The organism is Deltaproteobacteria bacterium (assembly GCA_019308925.1).
In the GTDB taxonomy this organism is placed as follows: Bacteria; Desulfobacterota; B13-G15; order B13-G15; family RBG-16-54-18; genus JAFDHG01.
The window spans coordinates 1-23,608 of record JAFDHG010000037.1; the positions used below are offsets into that span (position 1 = coordinate 1).

Genomic DNA, 23,608 nt, shown 5'->3' on the forward strand with positions numbered 1-23,608 from the left:
CTACAACGGGATCTTCATCCCCCAAAAGGGATGGGCTGCAATCATGGTACCTGAGGAACTGGAGGAGAAGGCCCGGGATATCATCGCTGAACTACGCGAGGGTTTGAAGAAAAAAGGGAAAAAGGGGGATATCTAGGATATCCCCCCTGAAAGACCGCTACCTGATATATCTCTTAGTGCAGAAGCTCTATCACATGCATTACCTTTTGGGGCATTCCCTTTTGGATGGTGTTGTCGATCAACTGGATCATACACCCTGGGCAGGCGGTAACCACGATGTCCGCATTCGTTTCGGCAATGGAGTTCATCTTATGATCGGCTATCTTTTTGGAGAGTTCGTAGTACTGGACGTTGAAAGATCCCCCCATTCCACAACACCGATCTGGCTCTCTCATCTCCACAAATTCCACCCCCGGCAAGGATTGGATGATCGCTCTGGGCTGAGTGGAGATGTTTTGGTACCTTACATGGTGGCAGGGATCGTGATAGGTGACCTTGGTCCCTTTCGGTAGGCTGGTCTTAAATGCCTCAAGTGGCGGCTTGAGGATATCAACGATAAATTCGGTGGTGTCCTTTACTTTGTCTCTGAAGGCCTTATACCTCTTCTCCCTTTCTGGAGTATCAGCCAGGTAGGTGATATACCCTTCCTTAAGGGCTGAGCTACAGGTAGCACAGGATGTGACGATATAATCAACATCCTTTAGTTTTTCAAAGACCGAGACGGTCTTGTCGGCCATCTCCCTGGCGGTCTTGAAATCCCCGCTGCCGAACACGGGCATTCCACAGCACCCTTGTTCTTTCGGGAAGTAGACCTTGACCCCCTGGCTGGTGAGAAAGTCTATGGTCTTTTTTCCCACATCGGGAAAGATATAATCAGTCGCACAACCGGCAAAAAAGGCGATCCTCATCTTCGTCTTTACACCTGGGGGAGGGGAGATGACCTCTGGGTATTCATCCCGCAGAAATTTGTGGGCTACCTCCGGGATCTGCCTCCCCTTGCTCAGCGCTGAGAGGAACGTGGGGAGGTGTCGAATCTTTCCTTTGGTTTTGGGCAGGAGTTTTTGCAGTTTAGAGGCTACTTTTAATACCCTTCCAAAGAGCCCCCTCTTTGTCAGGAGATTTTCAAAGACCACCTTCTTGGCAAAGGGAAGCCCTTTGTTGGCCACGATATCGGCTCGAGCCGCCAACGTGATGATAGCAACATCTACCTTAGCTGGGCAAAATTGGGCACATCTATTACAGGTAAGGCATTTGCTGAAACGCTCCTCCAAGTGCTTCCAATCAAATTGATCCCCTTCCAGGAGTTGCATGGCGAGGACGTTCCTACCCCGTGCCACAATAGGTTCCGTATGGATTTCTTGGTAGATAGGGCAAAAATACATACAGAATCCACACTTCATACACTGCTCAACTTTATCCTGAAACTTGGTCAGGTTTTCTAATTGCATTTTGTCCCTCCCCATAAACTCTTTATTCCCTCTGTACTGATTAATTTTTTCACATTATAGCATCCTTGCACTTGCTTAGTCAAGCGAGTTTTTCTTGACAAGGTCTTTTTGTTATTGTAGGTTTTGTATTCTCCTTTTCAAAGGGGAATCCTTACAAGGTCACCACGAACTCTGAACTGGAGGGGATCGGGAAGACGTTAGTAGAGTAAGATTTGACCGTATGTGTAAACATCATCCCCCAAGTCCGCTTTATCTATTATTGCAATGTTAAGATCTGGGACGAGACTGAAACCCTCCTGTTGATCAAGAACAGAGAGGAACTTTGTAAAGGATAAGGAGCAGGATCAGAGAGTTGCATAACTATGAAATCCTGGAGATCGCCGCGATAGGGCTGGATGGGGAGATTTGGCTTTTTTGAAATGGACAGAAGAAGCAACATCTAAAGGAGATTGAGTATGGGAAATGTATTGAAAAAGAGGCGGAAGAAGATGAGAAAACACAAACATAAAAAACTCTTAGCCCAAAACCGCCACAAGAGGAAGAGGTAAAAAGCAACCTCTTATGAGACCTTTTTTGCCCAATCTGTTCCTTTTTCTGCTGGCTATCTTCTCCACCCTCCTCATTGGGGGCCTCATCTACTCCCTTTCCATCATCTCCATCCTCTTGGCCCATGAGATGGGTCACTACTTAGCGAGCCGCAGGTACAGGGTGTCTTCCTCGCTCCCCTATTTTATCCCCTTCCCCCTTCCCCCTTTTGGTACCCTCGGGGCCATCATAAAGACAAAAGGTGCCATCCCTGATCGAAAGGCCCTCTTCGACATCGGGGCATGGGGACCCCTGTTCGGGCTATTGCTGGCCATACCAGCGGTGGTGGTGGGGCTCTCTTTATCTGAGGTGGTGGATGTATCCAGGCTACCGGCGAATAGTCTGGTCTTAGGGAATCCTCCTCTGTTCTCACTCCTGCAAAAATTGGTCTTAGGGAACCTTCCCCCAGATACTGATGTGGTCTTGCATCCCGTTGCTTATGCTGGGTGGGTTGGGCTATTTGTTACTGCTTTGAACCTCTTACCAGCAGGACAGTTAGATGGAGGGCATATTATCTATTCCCTTTTCGGCCCTTACAGTAAGTTTATCTTCCGCCTTACCCTTTTGGGGATAACCCTCATATGTCTCATCTATAACCTTGGGTGGTTGTTGTTAGTGGTCATTTTATTATTTATTGGGTATAGACACCCTCCTACATTGGACGATCATACCCCCTTAGACCGACGCAGAAAAATCACCGGGGTCTTTACTTTCCTCATCCTTTTTACCACGTTCACCCCCGTACCCTTTCCCTCTTTCGCTCTGGGGATAAAGGAACTTTTAAAACCGTGGCTTAGTCTATGAGGGAGGTTGATCTGCATGTTCATACCACTGCGTCGGATGGAACGATGACCCCAGCCGAAGTAGTAAGATGTGCCAAAGAAAAGGGGCTAAGGGCCATGGCTATCACTGATCATGATACTGTAGAAGGGGTGGAAGAAGGGATGCAAGAAGGGAAAAGAATCAATGTGGAGGTGATCCCCGGAGTAGAAGTAAGCGTGGATTTCCCCAAGGGCACCATGCATTTGTTAGGATACTATATTGAACCCAATTGCGCAGAGTTGGTGGAGAAACTAATGTTTGTACAGAGGGCTAGGGCGGAACGGAATATCAAGATGGTCAAAAGGCTACGGGAATTGGGAATTGAGATAGATCTTTCTGAGGAAAAAGGGACAGCCGGGCACGGCCAGACAGGACGCCCTCACTTTGCCCAGATCTTGGTTCAAAAGGGCTATGCAAGGGACATCCAAGATGCCTTTGATCGCTTCCTGCGCAAGGGAGGACCGGCCTATGTAGAGAAGTTTAAACTTTCCCCTCGGGAGGCCATGAAATTCATCATCAATGCCGGAGGTATACCAGTCCTGGCCCATCCGTTCACCCTCAACCAGTCCCGGAAGGATGCGTTGGAAAAGCTGGTGATGGAACTTAAAAGTGAAGGACTGGAAGGAATAGAGGTGTACTACCCGGATCACACGGAAGAGCAAAAGGAGCTCTACAGATACCTGGCGCAAAAACACGGGCTTTTTATGTCAGGGGGGAGCGATTTTCATGGTCTGAACAAAGAGGGGGTAGAGCTGGGGGAAGGTTATGGAGACATGGAACTCCCCTATAGCATGGTGGAGGAGCTTAAGGCAAGGAGGAAGGCCCGGCCTACGGGTACATAACTTTTAACAGATGTGCAGAGGAGGAAGTGAAAATATGATCAAGGCCTATATCTTGGTCAGTCTGGTCCCCGGACTGGAGGCCAACACTATGCCGCAGATCAGCGCCCTACCAGGGGTTGAAGAGACCGATCTGGTCTTTGGCCGTTGGGACGTGGTGGTGCAAGTGGAGGCCAAAAATATACCTGACCTCTCCCGGATGGTCATCAACCAGATTCGAGGGCTGCAAGGGGTCCAAACCACGGAGACCTTGATTGGGGGAGTGGTCTAGGATCACGAAAACATGCCCTGATGAACGGCATCTATATAAATTCCCCTCCCCTGGCGGGAGGGGTTAGGGGAGGGGAAAACGGGAGCCTGGGTTCACCCCCACCTCAATCCTCCCCCATCAAGGGGGAGGAGGCAATTCCAAAACCAACTACGATACCCCGCGCAGAAGCGCGGGGAGGATCGCGCAGATGAGTGCGAAGAATAGGTCCCTCTCCGATTTGGAGAAGGGGGAAAAACAATTGATCATGTTGGGGGGGAAGGGCGGGGTGGGGAAGACCACCTGTGCGGCAGCCATCGCCCTGTACATGGCTGAGGCAGGAAGGAAGACCTTGATCCTCTCCAGCGACCCCACACCATCCCTCTCGGACATATTTGAGATCGCTGTTGGTGCCCAGGAGATCCCTATCCCCCATGTGCACAATCTTACTGCCTTGGAGATCTCCTCCGAGATCGTCCTTCAAAAGTGGAAGGAGCGTTTTGGCCCCGAGATCTATGAAGTAGTATCCTCCTTTGCTGACCTGGATTATGACTTCGTCCTGGACTATGTGGGAGGGGCGCCAGGGATAGAAGAGGAGTATATGCTCTACTACATTATGGAACTGGTAAGGGAGGGGAGATACGATCTGGTGATATGGGACACCGCCCCGGCAGGACATACCCTGCAGCTTCTTCATCTCCCGGAGATCTTCCTGCGACACCTAGAGGGGGCGACCAAATTCTATCTAAACCTATATAGCTACCTGGAACGGGCAAAGGAGGCAGCGAAGTTGAAGAAGGGGAAAAGGCCCCTTCTGGAGATCATCTCCGGATGGCAGGCCTTATCCGGGGAAATTGCCGCCTTCATCAGGGATGAGCGTTATACAGAATACATCTTGGTTACCATCCCCGAGGCCCTGGGGGTCAAGCAGACTGAGCGCATCATTCAAGACTTCGATGCCCATGGGTTGCCAGTGAACTACTTGATCATCAACCATGTCATTGAGGAGGCAGATTGCGCCTTTCATCGGATGAGGAAGGAGATGCAAGACCACTATATCAAGATCCTCTCTGAAGAATATGGGGGACGCCTCCACCTAATCCTCCTCTTCCTTTCACCCTATGAGATAAAGGGGCTCGAGAGGATAAGGAGGGTATCACACCTCCTCTTTAGCTAGTGGTGGCTGAAAAATCAGCAGTACATACCTTTTCCCAATTGACTTCCATGACCACATCCCCTTCAGAGGAGACATAGACCAACTCCCTCCCCTTACTGCCTCTGATTACCTTCGGTAGGATATCTCTTGCTTTATACCTCCCAATCAGTTTTAAGTACTTAACTAGGAACCTGATCCTGTCACTCATCTCAATAAAAAGGGGAGTAGAGGTATTCATTTGCACCAGTTCCCGAATTAATCTCTTTTTAGGTATTCCCTTATCCAACTGGACGTCGTCCGTGTCGACCAGGCCAAACTTCCACTTGTCATCCTCCTCTTTCACTATGATGTTGCAGGTCTTAAGGTCCCTATGGGCGATCTTTAGCAGATACAGCTTGGCCATGAAGCCTGCCAAGGTCCTTAGAAAGGCCCTTTTTTTGACCCTTTCATAAAGGGAGACTCCGAAGGTCCTTACCATATATCGGTCAAGCTCAATATAGCCAGGGGGGGATTCCATAATGAAAAAGGCCTCCTGGGGAAGACCCCACCTTCTCCGCTTCAGGAGGGCCAGAGGGGTAATTCCCACAATACCCCTCACCACCAACCCATTGCCCATCAGCCACCCCTTTCGGGCCTTTGATCTCCTGAGGGGCCCCTTTAATCTTAATAAAACCCCTTTATGGCGATACTCCTTCACACATATTCTTCTTTCCATAAACTCGAAAAGGGTGATAGCGGTGCGGCGACCGTCTTTGATCAGCCCTTCCTTTTTGCTGGCCAAGATATCCTTATGTTTCTTCATTGCCTCCAGCAATCCTTCAGGCTGCCAATCCCTCCTCGCCCATATCCGCCAGCCGTCCTCTTTTGCGACATAAAAACCTCCGCTGTTTTTGAGGCACCTCTTCGTTCTGCTCTTCATGTGACGTCGATAGATTTTCTCTTCTAGTCTTTCAATCTTCCCTAAGACCTCCATAAGCCCTTCTTTGAATATATTCCCCTCCTCATCGTAAAGCTGCAAAAAGCCTTTTTTATCCTCAGAGGGCAGCCATCCCCTAACAGAATAAAAGAACTGCGCCAGGTTCCAGAGCCGCCTTCTCTCGGGAATCCTCCTCAGGGGTTTGGAGCGATGGAGATCAATCAAGTATAGCTTTCCCTCATCCCTCTGTACCAAGATATTGCCTGCGTGCAGATCTTGATGAAAAAGGCCGGCCTCATGCACCCTTCTAATCAATCGGGCTGCGCGGAGGATATGGGCCTCCTGCCCTCCCTCATGGATCAATTCTATCAAGGGTTTTGAAGGGGAAATGGCCTGGGTGATGAGAAAGGCCTCCTTTAAAATTCCCCCTCTGCGCTCCTCCCCCATGGCCAAAGGAGAGGAGGTCGGGACCCCCCTTCTCTGTGCTAAATGGATCATCACCCACTCCCTTTGGGCCTTAGAGGGGGCGAAGAAATACTTCAATCCCTCCTTAAGACTTCTTATTTTATACCTTTTTAGAAAAAGATCTCCTTTAGGACCTGAGACAATCAAGGCCGTCCGGACAGGCGATTCCTTTATTACCTCTTGAGGGGGATTTTTTAGCAGAAACCTCTCTAGATTATCTAACAAAGAAGGGGGTAACCATTTATCGGCACCCTCAGCAATGGTCCAACGTAGCTCTTCCACACCTTTCTTTTGAGACGGGATCATCCGGTACCCCTTTGGGCCACTTCCTCTAATACTTGGTAAAACTTAGGGGCACATCCTTGGACTGAAAACGACTCCCTCACAAGCTCCCGCCCCCTCATCCCCATCTTCTGACACAGCACAGGGTCCTCAAGCAATATGGAGAGCTTCTCTACCCATTCCTCGTGGGTCATGGCCCAAAAACCGTTCACCCCTTCCTGCACCACGTCCCTGTTGACCCCCACTGGGGTGCAGACCACCGGTATGCCTACCCCGTAATACTGGAGGATTTTAAACCCGCATTTGCCCCACGACCATGGATCATCCAAAAGGGGCATCACCCCTATGTCCAGGCCCCTCAGATCCTCCACTTCCTCCTCCTGACTCCACCCTTTCTTGATCACATGGATGTTTTCGCAATCAAAGAAGGTATCGCAGATGATCTTCAGCTCTAGGTGGTGGTACTTTTTACCCAATTCCTCGAAGACAGGGCGCAACCTGATCAAATAGTGGATGCTCCCATGGTCTCCAATCCAACCGATGGTTACTTGCTCTTTTCTAATGGTGTAGTCTTTGACCAAGTATCTATCTCGATCAATGGCAGTAGGTATGACAGTTACCCGATCGGTAAATCTGGCAACCTGATCCCTGAGGAAGTTATTCCCGGCAATGACATGATCCGAGTCCCTTACGGTGCGGGCAAACCTCCTTTGGCGAGTCCGAGAGTAAGGTGAGGGGGCTGTAGAGTCTTTATACATCACTGCATCATCAAAGTCATAAACTATCCCCTTGGCCCGCCAGCGTAAAACCTGCAGAAATGGGGGATTAAACCTCTTCCTCTGAAGGAAGACTACATCGTAATCTCCAACCTCTCGATAAAGCTTGGCATATCCCCCGATATCCTGGGGATATGTGGTCACCTTTGTTTGTACCCCATTTCTCTCCAAATAAGGAAGATATTGGAGAACCCTGTATCGGCTGGCCGCTACATTCCAACCCTGGATGAGAAAGAGGGCTTTCATACTTTAATTATTTTTTCAAAAAATGGTGGTCTTTTTCTGCTAAGACAAATAGCTTTTTACCAAACAGGAGATCCCTTGAAAGGACATGTCGTAACATTTCTTTATTCCTTACTCTCTGTTCTCTATTCCTTTCTCTTCTGAAGGATCTATACGTTAGCGCATAAATAAAAGGGAAAAGGAAAGAGATGACGATGGCACTGCTACTATGCATATGAGTCGTAACCAAAATGATCTTAAACCCATTTCTGTGCAGATTTATTCGCAAATCGAAATAACTAGCCATATTTATATGTCCCCCACCCGCATAATCATCTACTTCGTTCTGGGGTCTATCATGAAAAGAAGGAAAACCCAGAAATAAATTTGAAACCCTCGCTTTTAAATTCAAAATATTGGGGGTCGTTATAAGAAGTTTGCCTTTTGGCTTCAAAACCCGGTAACATTCTCTTATAAAATTATATTGATCTTCCAGATGTTCAATTCCATTAGAGCACAAAATATGATCAAAAAATTCATCTTTATAAGGGAGATCATGATTAAGATCTACCTCTTCACATTTAACACCCTGAAGTTTAAAAAACTCAGGTGCAATGTCAGCTGCATAGACTTCAAATCCAGCATCTTGTAATTTTTTTGATATTTCACCTGTTCCCGCTGGAGCATCTAGAATTTTTCCAGTCACCCCCCAATTTTTTAAGATTTCTATAATATTATTATGAGCTCTTATCCTGCTCTCGCCCATTCATTCGCCTCTTCTAACGAACTTTTGGCCCTTCTTGTCGGCCAGGATTAGAATAGATTTGGCAAAATCCACATTTAAAATTCTATGCAAGGGATAAAAAAGGGTAAGACGCAGAAAATACTTCGGAAACGAGGCGTTGAAGGTACGGTAGATCTCCAACACCTCGAACCCCTGGCTGAGCAAGACCCCCCCCAGCTCCTCATAGCTGTAGGCCACCTTGTGGGTGGCATCTAACCAAAATCGGCTGGGGTTAAATATGTTAGGAGTGTTGATAATCAGCTTGCCTTCTTCGACAAGCAATTCATTGACCCGCCTTAACATATTCACCCCGTCCTCCAGTTCCAAATGTTCAATGACATCTAAGAGGAGTATAAGATCGAATTGCTCATTTATTTCGTCTAAGGAGTAATAATCATGAGGGAGACGGCGATCTATATCCATACTTTTATAGATCACCCCAGGATGCCTTTTCATGATTTTAACTTCCATCCCTCGCTCTCCAGCCCCACATCGAGAAGTCGCATCCCTGAACAGAGGTTTTTATCTACTAGGCTGAATCGTCTTTTTATCAATGGGATATCCCATATTTTACGATAACGCTCATGGATTTTATCACGATGATAAATTATCTGGCTCCAGTCCAACATCTTTTATACCTTTGCAGTTAAAATCGCTCTTTGGCAAAAATAATGTCACAATTGAGTCAATATATCAAACAACCTAGGGGCCATGGCCTGAAGAGAATATTCCTTCATTATTCTCTCTCTACCTTTCTCACCCATCTTTTTTCTCAGCTTTGGGTTACTAATCAAAATATTAAGCTTCTCAATCCATTCTCGTTGCCCACTGGACCAGAATCCTACTTCCCCATTTAGAACAATTTCCTTATTTGCCCCCACAGGAGAGCAAACGACCGGCACCCCCACAGCTAAATATTGAATCAGTTTCAAACCACACTTGCCGCGTGTCCACACATCATCCGTCAACGGTCCCAAACCGATATCAAATCCTTGAAGATCTACGACCTCATCCGCTTCTGACCACTTCTTTTTTATCACTTTCATATTAGGAACATCAAAAAAATCGTTGCATACGATCTTCAATTGAATAAAAGGAAATCTTCTGCCTATTTCCCCAAATACTGGGAGAAGCGTTTTTAGATAATGAAGAGTCCCTTGGCTACCAAGCCAACCAAGTATTACGTCATCCTTCTCTAAATCATACTGCTTTGGTGCATATTTCTCAATATCAACAACAGTAGGTATAACATGCACCTTTCTTTCGTCTACATACTTCGTTGCCTCTTCTTTTAAAAACCGATTCCCGGCAATGATGAGATCGCACGTCTTAACCATATTTTTAAATCGTGCTCTTCTTGTACCAGAGTGTTGATTTGTCCAACGTGATGACCGGTACATGATTGCATCGTCGTATTCAAAAATGATTTTTTTAGAAAATTTTCGGATCAACCTTTGTTTCCAAGGTGTAAGGAGCTTCCTCAATATTACCACGATATCTGCTTCCTTCAGGTTGTTTAACATCTTAAAAAAATCAATAAGGGAAGATTTCATTCTATATAAATCTATCTCTATCCCCCTTTCTATTAAGTATGGTATAAATTGAGGAAATCGATATCTTGTACTAGTGTTACGTGATATTAAGATCTTTACCTTCATTGTCTCTTTCTATATCTAAGCCTTAACGCAATAAATTTCCTAATTTTGGAAATAGTCTTTTGGGATAAGTAAGATGGAAATCCCCTTCCTTTTAAAGGCATCCCCTCTTTTGGGCCAAGACCACAATTGATTTGGCAAAATCCACGTTTAAAATCCTATGTAGGGGGTGAAAGAGGGTAAGTCGTAATAGATACTTCGGGACAGAGGCATTAAAGGTACGGTAGATCTCCAACACCTCGAACCCCTGGCTGAGCAATATCCCTCCCAGCTCCTCATAGCTGTAGGCCACCTTGTGGGTGGCATCTATCCAAAATCGGCCTGGATTATATATGTTAGGGGTGCTGATAATCAGCTTACCTCCATCAACAAGCAGTTCATTGATCCGCCTTAACATCTTCATCCCTTCTTCCAGCTCCAAGTGTTCTATTACCTCCAGGAGTATAATAAGGTCAAATTGCTCATCAATCTCATCCAATGAGTAATAATCATGAGGCAAGCCACGATCTATGTCCATGCTCTTGTAAACAATATCGGGATACGCCTGTTTTATCCTTCTCTCCATCCTTCTGTCACTCGCCCCTGCTTCAAGGACGCTCATGCCCGGCCGTAGATGATCCTGCACTAATCGAGAAGGTCTTTTGATCAACTTCAGGTCCCATATCTGAGGATAACGCTTATGGATCAATTCGCGGCCTCGTATAAGCTGGCTCCAATCCATGATGATCTCTCCAATTATAAAAAAGGTTAGTAACGCCACGATACGATCCACAGTCTACATGTGATAAAATAGTGATCGTACAAAATCTCTCCATGATTCCTCTGCCGGATATACCCTACTCTATGCAGACTGCTAAAGCGTACTTACACCTTGTATTTGTTTATGAACGCTTCTATGTCCGACGAGAGTAAAAGTGACAATGCCTCTTCAATCTTTGAAATCGGCCAGTTCCACCAGGCAATATTTTGTAAATCATTTATTATCGACTCACTAAATCGAAATTTAATATGCCTGGCCGGATTCCCGGCAACTATTGAATAGGGTAAGACATCCTCAGTGACAACACTTCGAGCAGCGATCACAGCACCGTTACCTATCGTAATCCCCGATATGATTAGTGCGTCTCTTCCAATCCAGACATCATTCCCTATGACTACATCGCCTTTTGTATATGGAAGCCCAGAAACCCTTTTTACTCCGAAGAGGATGTTTACAGGGTGCGTAGTAACCCAATCTACCCTGTGCTCTCCTCCTAAGAGAATAATAACCCCTTCGGCGATTGAACAGAAACGCCCGATTCTTAATTTCGCTCCTTCACGCCACGATAGTATCCTGGGTTTACCATACGTCCAGTCACCAATATCATATTTTGAATACCTCCTATTATCTTTCGTAAGAAATGGATCAGCACGTGAGAATATTTTCTTAATAGCCTTTTTTACATTCATTGAAGGTTCCTTTATTTCTTAGGATATAGTTTTTGTATAGATTGAAATATTATTATAATGTTTAAAATCCATAAGTGGCTTCCGCGAAAAGAGGCCGGCTAGATAATGACGCATCCTATCAAAGACCGAAAACTTCCTCGTCGCCTCTTCTTGCAGTAAACGTGAAAATTCATCAGCCTGTTCTTTGAGGCCTTGAACGGGGTGCTCCTCTCCGAAGATGACAACAAAAACATGCCTCGGCCGTTTTCGATATCCTTGATAACCCAAAATCTTATTGGGGAACCCCTCTGTGAGCTTATCCAGTGCCTCGGGAGTAAATCTCCAAAAATCATGGGGGCACGAGTGTATCTTGAAATTGAAGACAGAACTAATGACCGCAATCCCATCTTTTCTTAACACCCGATTTATCTCTTTAAATGCGGCGTGGACATCCCATACGTGCTCCATGGTATCGAAGGAAAGGATGGTGCCGACGGAATTCGATGTGAAGGGCAACCCCTCTATGTCACCCGCAATATTCACCCCCAATCCCCGTTGCAGATCTACCCCCCAGAAGACTTTCTGTGGGAAATGGCCTTTTACATCATAGGCTTTCATGCTCTCGTCAACTACTAAAGACCCAATCTCGACAACCGGCTCATGACATCGAAATGCCTGAACGAATGACTTCAGCAATCCATAATCAAAGAAATTCACCTTAGCACCTTTTTATCGAGCTTCTCATCTGGTCTTACAACGCTATAGACCTCATAACCTCCATCATTGCGTTGTAAGACTCCTTCTGTGAGTATTGCTCCGCCAATGCCCTGGCAGCCTTTGAGGTCTCCCGCAATCTGAGAGAATCGGTAAAATACAAGATCGCCTCACCCAAGGCCCCTATGTCCCTCGGATCATCGAGGACAAAACCTTCTTTCCCTTGGGAGATTATCCAACCAGCCCCATTGTATCTAGTAGTTATCACCGGAAGGCCACTGGCCAGGGCCTCTAGCACAACCAGGGAACAGGCATCGTAAAAGGTAGGATGCACCAGGATATCCGCGCTCGGATAATATCGTTCCAAATCGCGCACTCCTCCAGCAAAAAAGACATCTTTTTCACACCCCATCTTCCTGGCAAGACGCAGGTAAGGGCCTATTGTGTCCCTCCCCACCACTAAAAGTTTGATATTTTCCTTCTCTTTCTTTGCTAGGGCAAGGGCTTGAATGAGGTGTCGTAAGCCCTTGAGTCTGAAGTTATGGGAGACGAAAAGGAGCAGGATATCCTCCGGGCTCAAGCCATAACGCCCTCTGATCTCCTCCCGATATCTCCTGTTACGGGGGTGAAAGTGTTCAATATCCACCCCATTGTAAATTACTACGATTTGCCCGTCGGGTATACCATAATAATCGACAATATCCCTTTTCACCATCTCAGAGATGGCTACAATCCGCTTCACCCCCCCTCGATAGGGTGCATCCTCCACTATCCCTTCAGCCCATTGTTTAGGGCTCAAAACCCTTCCTAAAAACTTCGCCCCCCAGGTCCGTGGGTTATCATAGGCTCGCAGACTCCGCCAGAACCACTTCCAGTGGACCCCTCCATGGGGCTGTAAGAGGTCAGCACGCCAGGTATTACCCACCCCCATGATCACGTCGAAGTCATCCCTTTTTATTTGCCGATGGCACCTCAGGGCGAAGGAGAGTATTCGCAGACTTTTGAAGAAGGGGAATGCTGCTACCTTGTGCATGTTAATGCCTTCTATCCCTTCGCCGAAGCGGTGGGCAAAAACATGCACCTCATGCCCCTCCTGGGCCAGGAATTTCATAAGGTCCACCAAATATCTCTCCGCCCCACCCCTGGAGGGAGAAAAATCCCTTATCCCCAGGGCGATTTTCATAAAGAAGGAACTTTCTCTAAAATCCTCTGGTAAAAGGTCTCCACTTCCTCTGCCTGACGTTCTAGACGGAATTCCTTTTGGGCCATCTCATGGGCGGATCTTCCTATGGAACTGCGTAATTTCTCATCTTTCACCATAGGCAAGAGGGCCTGATAAAGGGCTTCAGGGTTCTCTTGCACCACGAATCCGGTGATCCCGTTCTGTACCAGCTCAGGGAGCATCCCCCTTCTGGTTACCACGACCGGTTTCCCCATGGCCATGGCCTCCCGCAGGGCCCTTGCTGTGCCATCAGAGCCAGGGCTTATAAGGGTGAAGATGTCCATACAGGCTAGAGTATCCAAATAGTCCTCCTTACGATACCCGGCAAGGACTACGCTATTTTCAAAGCCCAGTCTCCTCATAGGCTCTAAGACACTTTTCTTCATCTGGCTACTTCTCCCCACCAGAAGGAGTCTTGCATCAGGCACCGTTTTGATAAGTTGTGAAAAGGCCTCGAGGAGGAGATCTGTCCTGCGATATCTTTGAAAGCGGGCCACGATCCCCACCACTGGCGCATCTTGGGGTATGCTGAATGTTGTTCGCATATCCCGGTATTTTCGCCTGGGATCAAAACGCTGAAGGTCTAAAGCGGGATGAACCTTGACCACCCTCTGCTGGGGAAACCCCAATTCCTCAATGAGCTTTTTTCTGCTTTTTTCCGAGAAGGTGATCAATCCATCGGTATAACGCCCAAAAAACCATCGGCTTATGAGATCCGCATTCAGGGAATCCCGCTTATGATCCATCCGGATCACCGGAGGATGTCTCCTTGAAGCCCTTGCCGCCAAACCGCCTACTATATGGTCATGGGAATTGTGGACGTTGACGATTTCAAAACCTTCGGCGTCGATGTAGCGGGAAATCGCCTTTATATCAGTAAGGGAACCTTTGAGATGGTGAAGGTAATAGGGCTTCGAAACAGGGGCGAGCCGAAAGCGATCAATCCCTTTGATACCCTTTTCCATCACCCCCTTCTCCACGCTCTCCAGGGCCTCGAAGGGGGGACGCCTGTAGGCCAGGACTACCTCATGCCCCCGCTGCTGAAGGGACTGGCAAAGGTTTATTACCGGCTCAGCCGGTCCTGTCCACTTCCAATCGGAAAAGAGGTGAAGAATCTTCATTTTTTCCCTCAACAAAGCGTCGAATCGTTTCTGCTACCTCCTCTATTTCTGGGTTTGCCATCTCTGGAAAGCATGGAAGAGATAAAACCTCCCGAGAAGATTGTTCAATTAAGGGGAGGTCACTTTTATGATAGCCCAATTCCCTGTATGCCTTTTGGAGATGAATGGGGATAGGATAGTGGATGAGTGTTTGGATCCCCTTCTCTTTTAAAAATGTCTGGAGGGCATCTCTCTCCTTTGTCCGGATGACGTAGAGATGATAGACATGCCGAACATATTCCTTTTCAACTGGGCAGATTATCTCCATACTTTTAAGCATTCTCGTATAAATTAGCGCTTTCTCCCTTCTCTCATCGTTCCATTGATCCAAATATTTCAATTTAACTCGCAGGATAGCCGCCTGAATTTCATCCAATCGGCTGTTATTTCCCTTGAGAACATGTTGATATTTTCTCTTCTCTCCATAACACCGAAGAAGCCGGAGATTCTCGTAAAGGTTTTCATGATTGGTTACCACCATCCCACCATCGCCATATCCGCCCAAATTCTTGGTCGGATAGAAACTAAAACAGCCTAGCGTACCGAATGAACCTACCTTCTTTCTTTGATATTCTGCTCCATGTGCCTGACAGGCATCCTCAATTATGATGAGATTGTAGTGGTCCGCAATATCCATAATTGCGTCCATCTCCGCAGGGTGGCCGTAAAGATGAACAGGAAGAATCGCCTTGATCCTTCGTCTCATGTTCCTCACATTTCGACTCCTTAAAAGGCGCTCTAATGCATTTGGATCCATTGTATAGGTTTCGGGATTGATATCCACAAAGAGGGGTTTCGCCCCGGCAAAAGAGATGGCTAAGGCCGTGGCAATAAAAGAATTGGCCACGGTAATGACTTCATCCCCTTCTCCAATGCCAACAGCCTTCAAAGCCAAATAAAGGGCATCTGTTCCAGAATCTACTCCGACCCCATATCGAACCCCACAATACTGTGCGAATTCCTTCTCAAAAGCTGAAACTTCTTCTCCCAAAATGAAAATACCTTTTTCATAGACCCTTTTTGTAGCGGAGAGGATTTCTCCCTCAATCCTTCTATATTGTCTTTGTAGATCCAAAAATGGAATCATCACCCTATACCAAGAATCTTATATTCGAAATCCCAAGTGGGAAACCCTAAATCTGGTTTTTAACCTTCATTCCCAATATTCTCTCTTATACTTCTTATAGAATTCGATCGTCTTTTTGATGCCCTCCCTCAGATCTGTCTTTGGCTCCCAACCGACGATGCGCTTGATTTTGGAGATATCTGTATAATAATCTCCTGGTTCCACTTCTTTCCGCTCCTTAGTAAATTCAGTAAAGGCAACCTTTCCCCTCCCTGCAATATCTACGATCATCTTCCCCAGATCGATGAAACTGATGGGAACGCCTGTTCCAACATTGAATACCTCCCCATAGGCCTGGGGGCAGGAAGCCACCATCAAAAAGCAACCCACTAAATCGCCCACATAGAGGAAGTCCCTCAAGATCCTCCCGTCGCCGAAGACCGGTATTGTCTCATCGTCCATGGCCTTGCGGATGAACCAGTTAAGGACGCCAAACTCGTCGTGTTGCATCTGATGGCGTTCTCCATAGGTGTTGGTGATCCTGAGACAGGCCCCCTGGATCTTATGGATATCGTGATAGACGAGGATCATCTTCTCTGCCGTCAGGTTGGTCACAGCGTAGATCCCTTTGGGATTGGTGGGGTGGTCTTCATTGACTGGTAAATGGACGCTTGCCCCGTACTCCCCCCTAGTCCCCGAGAAGATGAGCTTGACATCCTTATTGAACTTTCGGCAGGCCTCCAACAATACCAAGGTTCCCCGGCAGTTTATATCCAGGTCTTGGATCGGGTTGCGCACACTTTCTACGTGGTTCACCTGGCCTGCCAGATGGAAGATATAGTCCTGCCCCTGTACTAGGTGATCCATGGAGAGCTGATCCCTCGCGTCGCTGAAGTTTACGCGGACCTCATCGGCGATGGGGGCGATGTTGAAAAGATTCCCCCCCTGGCGAGGGATCATATTGTCCACCAGGGTGACCACTGCTCCCAGCTCAACCAGCTTGATCGCGAGGTTGCTGCCGATAAAGCCCAGTCCACCTGTAATAAGCACCTGTTTATCTCTAAAGGTCTCTTCGTACCCCATTGTCCTTCTTCAAACCCTTCTGTAGCTCCCATAATTTGGCATACTTTATAAAGACATAAAACATGGTCGATATCGTGATTACGAGGCCGGGTATCCCATCCAGAAACCCCCTTTTAAATATGTATTCCTTCAGGAAACGAAAAGGGGGATTCAGCAACATATTGATCAAGCTGAATCTCTTTCCCTCTCGGAACATATCTTCCGCTGCAACCTGAGAGTACCGATCAATGGTCTGGATCTGATCAGAGATATCTCTATAGGTGTAGTGAAGATAATGGTTTCGCAAGACCTTCACCCTCCCGTCCACCTTTACCTTGGCATGCAGCCCCCCTTCCCACCTCCCCTTGTTCCGGTCGTATATCCTGACTTCATAGTCGGGGTACCAACCTCCATACTTTATCCAACGACCGAGGTAATAGGTGCGGCGGTGGGCGATATAACCATCCCACTGTCCGTTGTTGGTCCCTAATTCCTCCCGTATCTCCTGAGCCAGCTCGGGAGGGACCTCCTCATCGGCATCTACGAACATCACCCAGCGGTTGGTCGTCAAATCAGCGGCGTATTGATATTGCTCTTGGTGGTTTGTCCACTTCCGCTGATAAACCCGGTCGGTGTATTGGCGACATATCTTTAAGGTGCCATCGGTGCTGTGAGAATCCACCACCACCAATTCATCGGCCCACTGGAGAGTGGCCAGACATCTCTCAATAGTCCTCTCGTTATTAAAGGTAAGGACATAGATTGATATCTTCTCCATTACCCCTCCACGGAGGAAGGCCCTTCTTTGAGTTTCGCTTCTACAACTTTATATACATCGTCTACCTTTATAAGCTCCATGCATTGATGATCCTCTGGGCAAACCCTTTTGAGGCAGGGGCTGCAAGGGACATCCCTGCGGACCACGATATGACCATCCCCCAGGGGTGAGGTCGTCCTGGGGTCGGTGGGGCCGAAGATGGCCACCACCCGTGTGCCCACCGCCGCCCCTACATGCATGGTCCCTGTATCGTTGGTGACCAGGAGCCTACAGTGCCGCAGCAGAGAAGCCAACTGTAATAAAGAGGTCTCACCGGCTAGGTTGAGGCATCCCTCACCAATCCCTTGGGCAATGGCGGTGTTTAACATCATCTCCTTGGGATTAGGGGAGCCAAAGATGAGGATAGAGGCCCCATAATCTTTTATCAATCTTCCCCCCAATTCCACGAACCTCTCCAAGGGCCAACATTTGGCCTCCCCATACGTGGCCCCCGCGTTAAAGCCGATGAGTAGTTTTTCCCTCAGGCCATTTTGCGAGAGGAAATCATTGGCCCACTTTTCTATCTTCCCATTGAGGGACAATGAGGGCAAAGGAGGCGATATAAAATGTCCCAGGTTCTTTATTAGATTTAGATAATAGTACATGCGGTGTTTGCTTAAAAGCTCGGGATTTCTTCTTACACGCTCGGTCAACAGCCAATCCCTCGCTTCTCCTACATATCCGATGCGGTAGGGGATTCCGCCCAAAAAGACCATCCAAGCAGAGCTAAAAGAACTGGGGAGGACGACGGCGAGATCTATCCTCCTGCCCATGAGGAGTCGAGCTATCTTCAACTCAGCAAAGATCCTGCGAACACCTTTGGGCATATCATAGGGGATCACCTCATCGACGTCGGGATTGGCCCTCCAGAGCTCGGCAAGATGGGATCTTGCTAGGACATAAATATGGGCTTGTGGGAAAATGGTACGCAGGCAGCGGATGGCAGGAAAGGATATAATGGTATCTCCCACCCAATTAGTCCCTTTAACCAAGACCCCCTGCACATCATTATATTTCTCCCTTATTGAGGCCATTTACAACAATAATTTTCCAAAGGATATTAAAAGATTAGTTAACATAGGGGCATGACTATGTCAACGTTAATCTTTTTTCGGAAACGCTTGAGGGAAATCACGATGATTTCACCCTCAAGGTGATCAAACTCTATCAATGGTGGGGATAAAGGGCCACCTCAGCAATTTTCCCTCTTCATCTTATTGATAAAACGCCCCTATGGCATTACCTCATATCCTCAGGGATGTCCCATATAGCAAAAGATCTGCAGCCCTCCATCGTGGAGGGCTGCAGCGGATTCCTCCTTGGCCAGATACCTTCGCGAAGGGGTCTTCTACAAAACAATTACCTTACTCTAATGTCCGACAATCACCATAGCCTACCACGGGCCCGTTGTCGATTGATCGGATAGTGTAAGGAGATCTGTAATGGCTCGGGACATTACCCCGACCAAAACAATGACGGCTCTTCTCCCATTTAGTTGGTGATATAAAGGTAGTGGACATTGCTACCCTTTCTGGATAAAATATCTTTGTTAAACTACCCCTCCAGGGTCCTGGTTCGATTTAATTTGACGGCTTGGGGGAGAGGTTATAAAATTGGCACGGTTAGCACAAAGGTCTTTGGAGGAGAAGATGGATGAAATATTAGATCTCCTCAAGGCGCGCAGGAGCATCAGGCATTACCAGAAAAAGGAGGTCCCCAGAGAGGTCATAGAAAGGCTGATCGAGGCGGCCAGGTGGGCCCCCTCGGGTGCCAACATCCAGCCCTGGCACTTTGTGGCGGTAACGAGGGAAGATCTGCGCAAAGAGGTGGGAAACCAGACCAGGTTCTTCTTTGTCAAGTCCCATCATGTCTCAGAGGCCCCCTCCTCATCGTGATCTGCGGTGACACCAAGAGCGCCTTTCATATAGTGGACTGTAGCTTGGCCGGGGCCAACATCATCATGGAGGCGACCTCCTTGGGACTGGGGACCTGTTGGATAGGGGCCTTTAATGAAGAAAGGGTCAAGGAGATCCTGGGGGCCCCTGCGGGGATGAAGGTGGTGGGGATCATCACCGTGGGCTATCCTGCACAGACCCCTTCCTCCCCTCCTAAACTTAAGCTCGCAGATATCCTCCATTGGGAGGGGTTCGGCAGCACTGGGCGCAGTGTGCGGAGCCGTGTGCTCCGATCTGGTCCGATTTCGGTATTGCCAAGGATCTTAAAGATGATCTTCCGCTTTAAGTAAGGTGTGAGATGGGACATGAGATTAGGGTATTATATCCAGACCGGGTGGTGAAAACGGCTTGTGAGATCTGCCCCTGGGGGTGTGGGATGGAGGTCCACATCAAAGGAGGTACGATAGAGAGGGTAGGGGGGGATAAGGACCACCCCCTCAACAAGGGGGTCCTCTGCCCCAAAGGTGCTGCAGCCCTGGAGGTCGCCCTCTCCCCTCAAAGGATCACATACCCGATGAAAAGGGAGGCAAAAGGATGGAAGAGAATCTCATGGGATGAGGCCCTGGAGATCCTCTCCGAGCGGCTCAGGGATATCAAAGAGAAATATGGTCCTCAGGCCTTCGCCGTGGCCATCGGTATGCCCATCCTTTTGGGGGGGAACACTACCGTGAGTTTCCTGAGGCGCTTTTGTGACATCTACGGCACCCCCAATTGCGTCTCCGTGGAGAGCCTCTGTTTTCGCTGCCGCATTATAGGCTATATCCTCACCCTCGGGAAGTTCCCTGTGGCCGATGTGGACCATGCCAAGTGCATCGTCGTCTGGGGTAACAACCCCCATTGTTCCAACCCACCCTTGGCGAAAAGGATAGTCAAAGCGGGAAAGAAGGGGGCGCGCCTGATTTGCATCGACCCACGCCGCACAGAGATGGCCAAACAGGCGGATCTGTTCCTACAGGTCAGACCCGGAAGCGATTGTGCCCTGGCTCTGGGGATGATGAACGTCATCATAAAAGAGGACATCTACGACCAGGAGTTCGTCAAGGAGTGGACAGTGGGCCTCGATGAGCTTCAAAAGAGGGTTGCCGACTATCCCCCTGAGCGGGTGGAGGAAATCACCTGGGTCCCTGCAGAAAAGATAAGGGAGGCCGCCCGCCTCTTCGCCACCACCAGACCGGCCTGTATTGTTCAGGGGACTAATGCCTTGGACCAGCACGCCGTGGGCATACAGAACGCCCGGGCAGTCGCCATCTTACAGGCCCTCACCGGCAATATCGATAAGATAGGGGGATTCATCACCTCCTCCCGTGTCCACATCAACCCCATTCGCCTCCCGGAACTGATGGAAGGTGAGCCTCTGGGGGTGGATAGATACCCCCTATTTTATGAGGTCTGGGGGAGGCCCTTTGGGGAGGGGCAGGCCATGGTCTTGCCCGACGTCATCCTTTCGGGCAAACCATACCCCATCAAAGCCCTCTTTGTGGCCGCCTCTAATCCCGTGCTGACCTGGCCCAATTCCCAAAAGGTCAAGGAGGCCCTGGGAAGGTTGGACTTCATGGCGGTGATGGACCTCTTTATGACACCTACGGCTGAGATGGCCCACCTCTTTCTCCCTGCTGCTACCTTCCTGGAGCGGACCGAACTGTGCGACTACTATGGTACGCTGCACGCCATTCCCTACGTCACCCTGAGGAAGAAGGTCATGGAGGTGGGGGAGGCCTGGTCCGATCTGCGCTTTTGGTTCACCCTGGCGCGCACGATGGGTTATGATGAATATTTTCCCTGGAAGGACGAGGAGGAGGCCATTGATTACGCCCTGAAGCCAACAGGGTTGAGCGTAAAGGATCTCTATGAGCACCCTGAAGGTATCCCCTACGGGACATTGCGGATCGATCAATACAGGCAAAAGGGGTTCGCTACCCCTTCGGGAAAGGTGGAGTTGTATTCCCGGACCATGGAGGAGCTGGGCCATGATCCTCTCCCCGCACACCGGGAGCCCCCTGAGACCCCGGTGGAAGGAGAGCTGATTGGGGAATATCCCTTGATCCTGACCACAGGAGCGAGGAGTCTAGAGTTCCTCCATTCAGAGTTTAGGCATGTAGAGAGACTCCGAAAGAGGAGGCCTCATCCCACCCTCCAGATCCACCCGGCAACCGCCGAGGATTGGGGCATCAAGGATGGGGATCAGGTGGCTGCGGAGAACCGTTTGGGGTCCATCAGGCTCAGAGCGGAGGTCATTGATGATATCCTGCCGGGTGTCGTTCACATCCCCCATGGATGGACTGAGGCCAACGTCAACCTCCTCACCAACAGCTCAGCGGCTGATCCCGTGACCGGTTACCCCGCCCTCAAGGCATCGCTGTGTCGCATTAAGAAGGCAGAATGAGTTGACACCTTATCTCTTTATCCCTTATTATTTTCCCCAATTAGATCAAAAGGAGGATAAAGATGGATTTAGCGGGTAAGAGGGCCATTGTGACTGGGGCAGGGCAGGGGATCGGGAAAAGGACTGCCTTAAAGCTTGCCCAAAGGGGGGCGGATTTGATCATCGATGACATAAACCCTGAAACTGCTCCCAAGACTGCTCAAGAGGTCCAGGCACTGGGGAGGAAGGCCATAGCGGTAGTGGCTGATGTTTCCAAGAAGACGGAAGTAGAGGAGCTGATTAAGACCGCGGTGCGGGAATTGGGCGGGATGGATATACTGGTGAATAACGCAGGCATTGCCCGCAGTGCCCTCCTTCTGAGGTTAAAGGATGAGCAGTGGGATGAGGTCCTCGATGTAAACTTGAAGGGGATCTTTTATTGCACCCAGGCCGTAGCCCCTTATATGATCAAGCAGCGCTACGGTAAGATCATCAACATCTCTTCCATCTATGGCCGGATAGGGGTGGTAGGAGATACTAACTACGCAGCCTCCAAGGCGGGGATCGTCGGCTTTACTAAGAGTGTGGCCAAGGAGCTGGCCAGATATACAATCAATGTCAACGCCATCATGCCCGGGCTGATCGACACCCCCTTGCTGAGGGGAATACCGGAGAAGTATCTCCAGCCGATGATAGAGGAAGTTCCTTTGGGTAGGGTAGGTAAACCCGAGGATATCGCCAATGTGGTCGCCTTCCTCGCCTCTGACGATGCAAGCTATATGACCGGCGCCATCCTAGAGGTAACCGGCGGGTGGAACATGTGAAGGATATGGTCCTTGTCAGGAGATCTAGGTCCGTGGTGCACAGGCTGACCTCAAGGCTCACGGTTGTACTTTATAACCTGTTCTGTATGAACTTCATCACGGTCTTGCCCCACCCTTCAGGACCAATACCTTCAACCCTGATGAGGTTCGATACCGCTATCCTTTGATCATGTTCCCCTTTGTAATTTTGCATAAGGATGGGGTAATCGACTTTTTCTAACATGGGGAGGTCATTGGGGCTGTCACCCAAAGCGATAGTAACGATGTTGCCGAACTTCCTCTGATAGAGCCACTTGAGTACATCCACGGCCTCGCCCTCCAGTACTCAATTTCGGCCCTGGTCTTGCTTGAACAAAACACCAGGGGTATCCCCTCCTCCTTTATGAGCTCAAGGGCTGGCAAGGCTGCTGTGAAGGAATAGGTTTGATGCTCGAGAAGGGTTCCATCTAGGTCGGTGAATATTATAGGCTGGGGCTTCACCTCACCACCATCTCTTGCCGGGTATTCAAATCTTGACTCAACTATCTTTATATTTTAAGCTGTAGTTGGGGCAGATTGCAAGTATAACCCCTCGAAAAGGGTCAGCGAAGGTGAATCTAACTATGCAAGAGAATGTTTCTCTGTCTTGCCTCAAGAGGAAGGTTTATGTGGACCCTTTAGTATGGGAGCAGTAAAAGATGGATATTCTAGACTATGCCAGAGAGAATTTTTTTAGTTACAGGGTAGACATACCGTCGGTAGAGTATGCGAAACAGTATCTGGAAGAAGGTGGTTATCCCCTTCAGGATAAAAAATTAGTAA

The 23,608-nt window shown here is 48.6% G+C and carries 26 protein-coding genes and 1 pseudogene; 11 read left to right on the forward strand and 16 right to left on the reverse strand.

The window, feature by feature from the left end; all coding sequences use genetic code 11:
- Positions 1-136, forward strand: a 136-nt coding sequence (locus JRI46_07480) for a hypothetical protein (protein ID MBW2039419.1), incomplete at its 5' end; no start/stop codon positions are given.
- Between the two features lie 37 nt (positions 137-173).
- On the opposite strand, the gene JRI46_07485 is transcribed toward JRI46_07480, so the two are convergent.
- The gene (locus JRI46_07485) at positions 174-1,448 is read right to left on the reverse strand and encodes a (Fe-S)-binding protein (GenBank protein ID MBW2039420.1); all 1,275 of its coding nucleotides are present in this window, start codon (positions 1,446-1,448) and stop codon (positions 174-176) included.
- 212 nt (positions 1,449-1,660) lie between these two features.
- Between JRI46_07485 and cutA the strand changes: the two genes are divergently transcribed.
- From cutA to JRI46_07515, 6 genes are all read left to right on the forward strand, one after another.
- Entirely contained in the window at positions 1,661-1,783 is a 123-nt protein-coding gene (gene cutA / locus JRI46_07490) for a divalent cation tolerance protein CutA (GenBank protein MBW2039421.1), read from the forward strand.
- Positions 1,784-1,903: 120 nt separating this feature from the next.
- Entirely contained in the window at positions 1,904-1,996 is a 93-nt protein-coding gene (locus JRI46_07495) for an AURKAIP1/COX24 domain-containing protein (protein ID MBW2039422.1), read from the forward strand.
- Positions 1,997-2,021: 25 nt separating this feature from the next.
- Positions 2,022-2,837, forward strand: coding sequence for a site-2 protease family protein (locus JRI46_07500; protein MBW2039423.1), 816 nt, complete (start codon positions 2,022-2,024; stop codon positions 2,835-2,837).
- The gene (locus JRI46_07505) at positions 2,834-3,697 is read left to right on the forward strand and encodes a PHP domain-containing protein (GenBank protein MBW2039424.1); all 864 of its coding nucleotides are present in this window, start codon (positions 2,834-2,836) and stop codon (positions 3,695-3,697) included. The genes JRI46_07500 and JRI46_07505 overlap by 4 nt, the downstream gene beginning before the upstream one ends.
- Positions 3,698-3,731: 34 nt before the next feature.
- The gene (locus JRI46_07510) at positions 3,732-3,965 is read left to right on the forward strand and encodes an Lrp/AsnC ligand binding domain-containing protein (protein MBW2039425.1); all 234 of its coding nucleotides are present in this window, start codon (positions 3,732-3,734) and stop codon (positions 3,963-3,965) included.
- Between the two features lie 187 nt (positions 3,966-4,152).
- On the forward strand, positions 4,153-5,118 hold the full coding sequence (locus JRI46_07515) for an ArsA family ATPase (protein MBW2039426.1): 966 nt from the start codon (positions 4,153-4,155) through the stop codon (positions 5,116-5,118).
- Here the strand turns inward: JRI46_07515 and JRI46_07520 are convergent.
- From JRI46_07520 to waaF, 14 genes are all read right to left on the reverse strand, one after another.
- Positions 5,111-6,784, reverse strand: coding sequence for a hypothetical protein (locus JRI46_07520; protein MBW2039427.1), 1,674 nt, complete (start codon positions 6,782-6,784; stop codon positions 5,111-5,113). The genes JRI46_07515 and JRI46_07520 overlap by 8 nt on opposite strands.
- On the reverse strand, positions 6,781-7,782 hold the full coding sequence (locus JRI46_07525) for a glycosyltransferase family 4 protein (GenBank protein ID MBW2039428.1): 1,002 nt from the start codon (positions 7,780-7,782) through the stop codon (positions 6,781-6,783). The genes JRI46_07520 and JRI46_07525 overlap by 4 nt, the downstream gene beginning before the upstream one ends.
- Positions 7,783-7,789: 7 nt before the next feature.
- Positions 7,790-8,524, reverse strand: a complete 735-nt coding sequence (locus JRI46_07530; GenBank protein MBW2039429.1) for a class I SAM-dependent methyltransferase — start codon at positions 8,522-8,524, stop codon at positions 7,790-7,792.
- Complete coding sequence (locus JRI46_07535; protein ID MBW2039430.1) at positions 8,525-9,013, reverse strand: hypothetical protein; 489 nt, start codon at positions 9,011-9,013, stop codon at positions 8,525-8,527. It lies immediately after the preceding gene.
- A gap of 203 nt (positions 9,014-9,216) precedes the next feature.
- Positions 9,217-10,200 (reverse strand): glycosyltransferase family 4 protein, encoded by a 984-nt coding sequence (locus tag JRI46_07540; GenBank protein MBW2039431.1) that lies wholly within the window; start codon positions 10,198-10,200, stop codon positions 9,217-9,219.
- Positions 10,201-10,291: 91 nt separating this feature from the next.
- Complete coding sequence (locus JRI46_07545; protein MBW2039432.1) at positions 10,292-10,918, reverse strand: methyltransferase domain-containing protein; 627 nt, start codon at positions 10,916-10,918, stop codon at positions 10,292-10,294.
- Between the two features lie 143 nt (positions 10,919-11,061).
- Positions 11,062-11,646, reverse strand: a complete 585-nt coding sequence (locus JRI46_07550) for a CatB-related O-acetyltransferase (GenBank protein MBW2039433.1) — start codon at positions 11,644-11,646, stop codon at positions 11,062-11,064.
- A gap of 18 nt (positions 11,647-11,664) precedes the next feature.
- Positions 11,665-12,342, reverse strand: coding sequence for a class I SAM-dependent methyltransferase (locus JRI46_07555; GenBank protein ID MBW2039434.1), 678 nt, complete (start codon positions 12,340-12,342; stop codon positions 11,665-11,667).
- A gap of 34 nt (positions 12,343-12,376) precedes the next feature.
- A complete protein-coding gene (locus JRI46_07560) occupies positions 12,377-13,522 on the reverse strand; it encodes a glycosyltransferase family 4 protein (protein ID MBW2039435.1) in 1,146 nt (381 codons plus the stop codon).
- Positions 13,519-14,682 carry a glycosyltransferase family 4 protein gene (locus JRI46_07565; GenBank protein ID MBW2039436.1) on the reverse strand — a complete coding sequence of 388 codons (1,164 nt, stop codon included), beginning with the start codon at positions 14,680-14,682 and terminating at the stop codon, positions 13,519-13,521. The genes JRI46_07560 and JRI46_07565 overlap by 4 nt, the downstream gene beginning before the upstream one ends.
- The gene (locus tag JRI46_07570) at positions 14,633-15,808 is read right to left on the reverse strand and encodes a DegT/DnrJ/EryC1/StrS family aminotransferase (GenBank protein ID MBW2039437.1); all 1,176 of its coding nucleotides are present in this window, start codon (positions 15,806-15,808) and stop codon (positions 14,633-14,635) included. The genes JRI46_07565 and JRI46_07570 overlap by 50 nt, the downstream gene beginning before the upstream one ends.
- Before the next feature lie 66 nt (positions 15,809-15,874).
- Entirely contained in the window at positions 15,875-16,870 is a 996-nt protein-coding gene (locus JRI46_07575) for a GDP-mannose 4,6-dehydratase (GenBank protein MBW2039438.1), read from the reverse strand.
- A complete protein-coding gene (locus tag JRI46_07580) occupies positions 16,848-17,627 on the reverse strand; it encodes a glycosyltransferase family 2 protein (protein MBW2039439.1) in 780 nt (259 codons plus the stop codon). Before JRI46_07580 ends, JRI46_07575 begins: the two co-directional genes overlap by 23 nt.
- Positions 17,627-18,637, reverse strand: coding sequence for a lipopolysaccharide heptosyltransferase II (gene waaF, locus JRI46_07585; GenBank protein ID MBW2039440.1), 1,011 nt, complete (start codon positions 18,635-18,637; stop codon positions 17,627-17,629). Before waaF ends, JRI46_07580 begins: the two co-directional genes overlap by 1 nt.
- A 678-nt stretch (positions 18,638-19,315) precedes the next feature.
- Here waaF and JRI46_07590 point away from each other — a divergent pair.
- The 4 genes from JRI46_07590 (at position 19,316) to fabG (ending at position 22,807) form a co-directional block, all read left to right on the forward strand.
- Positions 19,316-19,561 carry a nitroreductase family protein gene (locus tag JRI46_07590; protein ID MBW2039441.1) on the forward strand — a complete coding sequence of 82 codons (246 nt, stop codon included), beginning with the start codon at positions 19,316-19,318 and terminating at the stop codon, positions 19,559-19,561.
- The gene (locus JRI46_07595; GenBank protein ID MBW2039442.1) at positions 19,558-19,911 is read left to right on the forward strand and encodes a nitroreductase family protein; all 354 of its coding nucleotides are present in this window, start codon (positions 19,558-19,560) and stop codon (positions 19,909-19,911) included. Before JRI46_07590 ends, JRI46_07595 begins: the two co-directional genes overlap by 4 nt.
- 8 nt (positions 19,912-19,919) lie before the next feature.
- Positions 19,920-22,004 (forward strand): molybdopterin-dependent oxidoreductase, encoded by a 2,085-nt coding sequence (locus tag JRI46_07600; GenBank protein MBW2039443.1) that lies wholly within the window; start codon positions 19,920-19,922, stop codon positions 22,002-22,004.
- 62 nt (positions 22,005-22,066) lie between these two features.
- Positions 22,067-22,807: a 3-oxoacyl-ACP reductase FabG gene (gene fabG / locus JRI46_07605; protein ID MBW2039444.1), complete on the forward strand. Its 741-nt coding sequence runs from the start codon at positions 22,067-22,069 to the stop codon at positions 22,805-22,807.
- 70 nt (positions 22,808-22,877) lie between these two features.
- Here the strand turns inward: fabG and JRI46_07610 are convergent.
- Positions 22,878-23,287: pseudogene (locus tag JRI46_07610) on the reverse strand (HAD hydrolase family protein).
- Between the last annotated feature and the right edge of the window lie 321 nt (positions 23,288-23,608).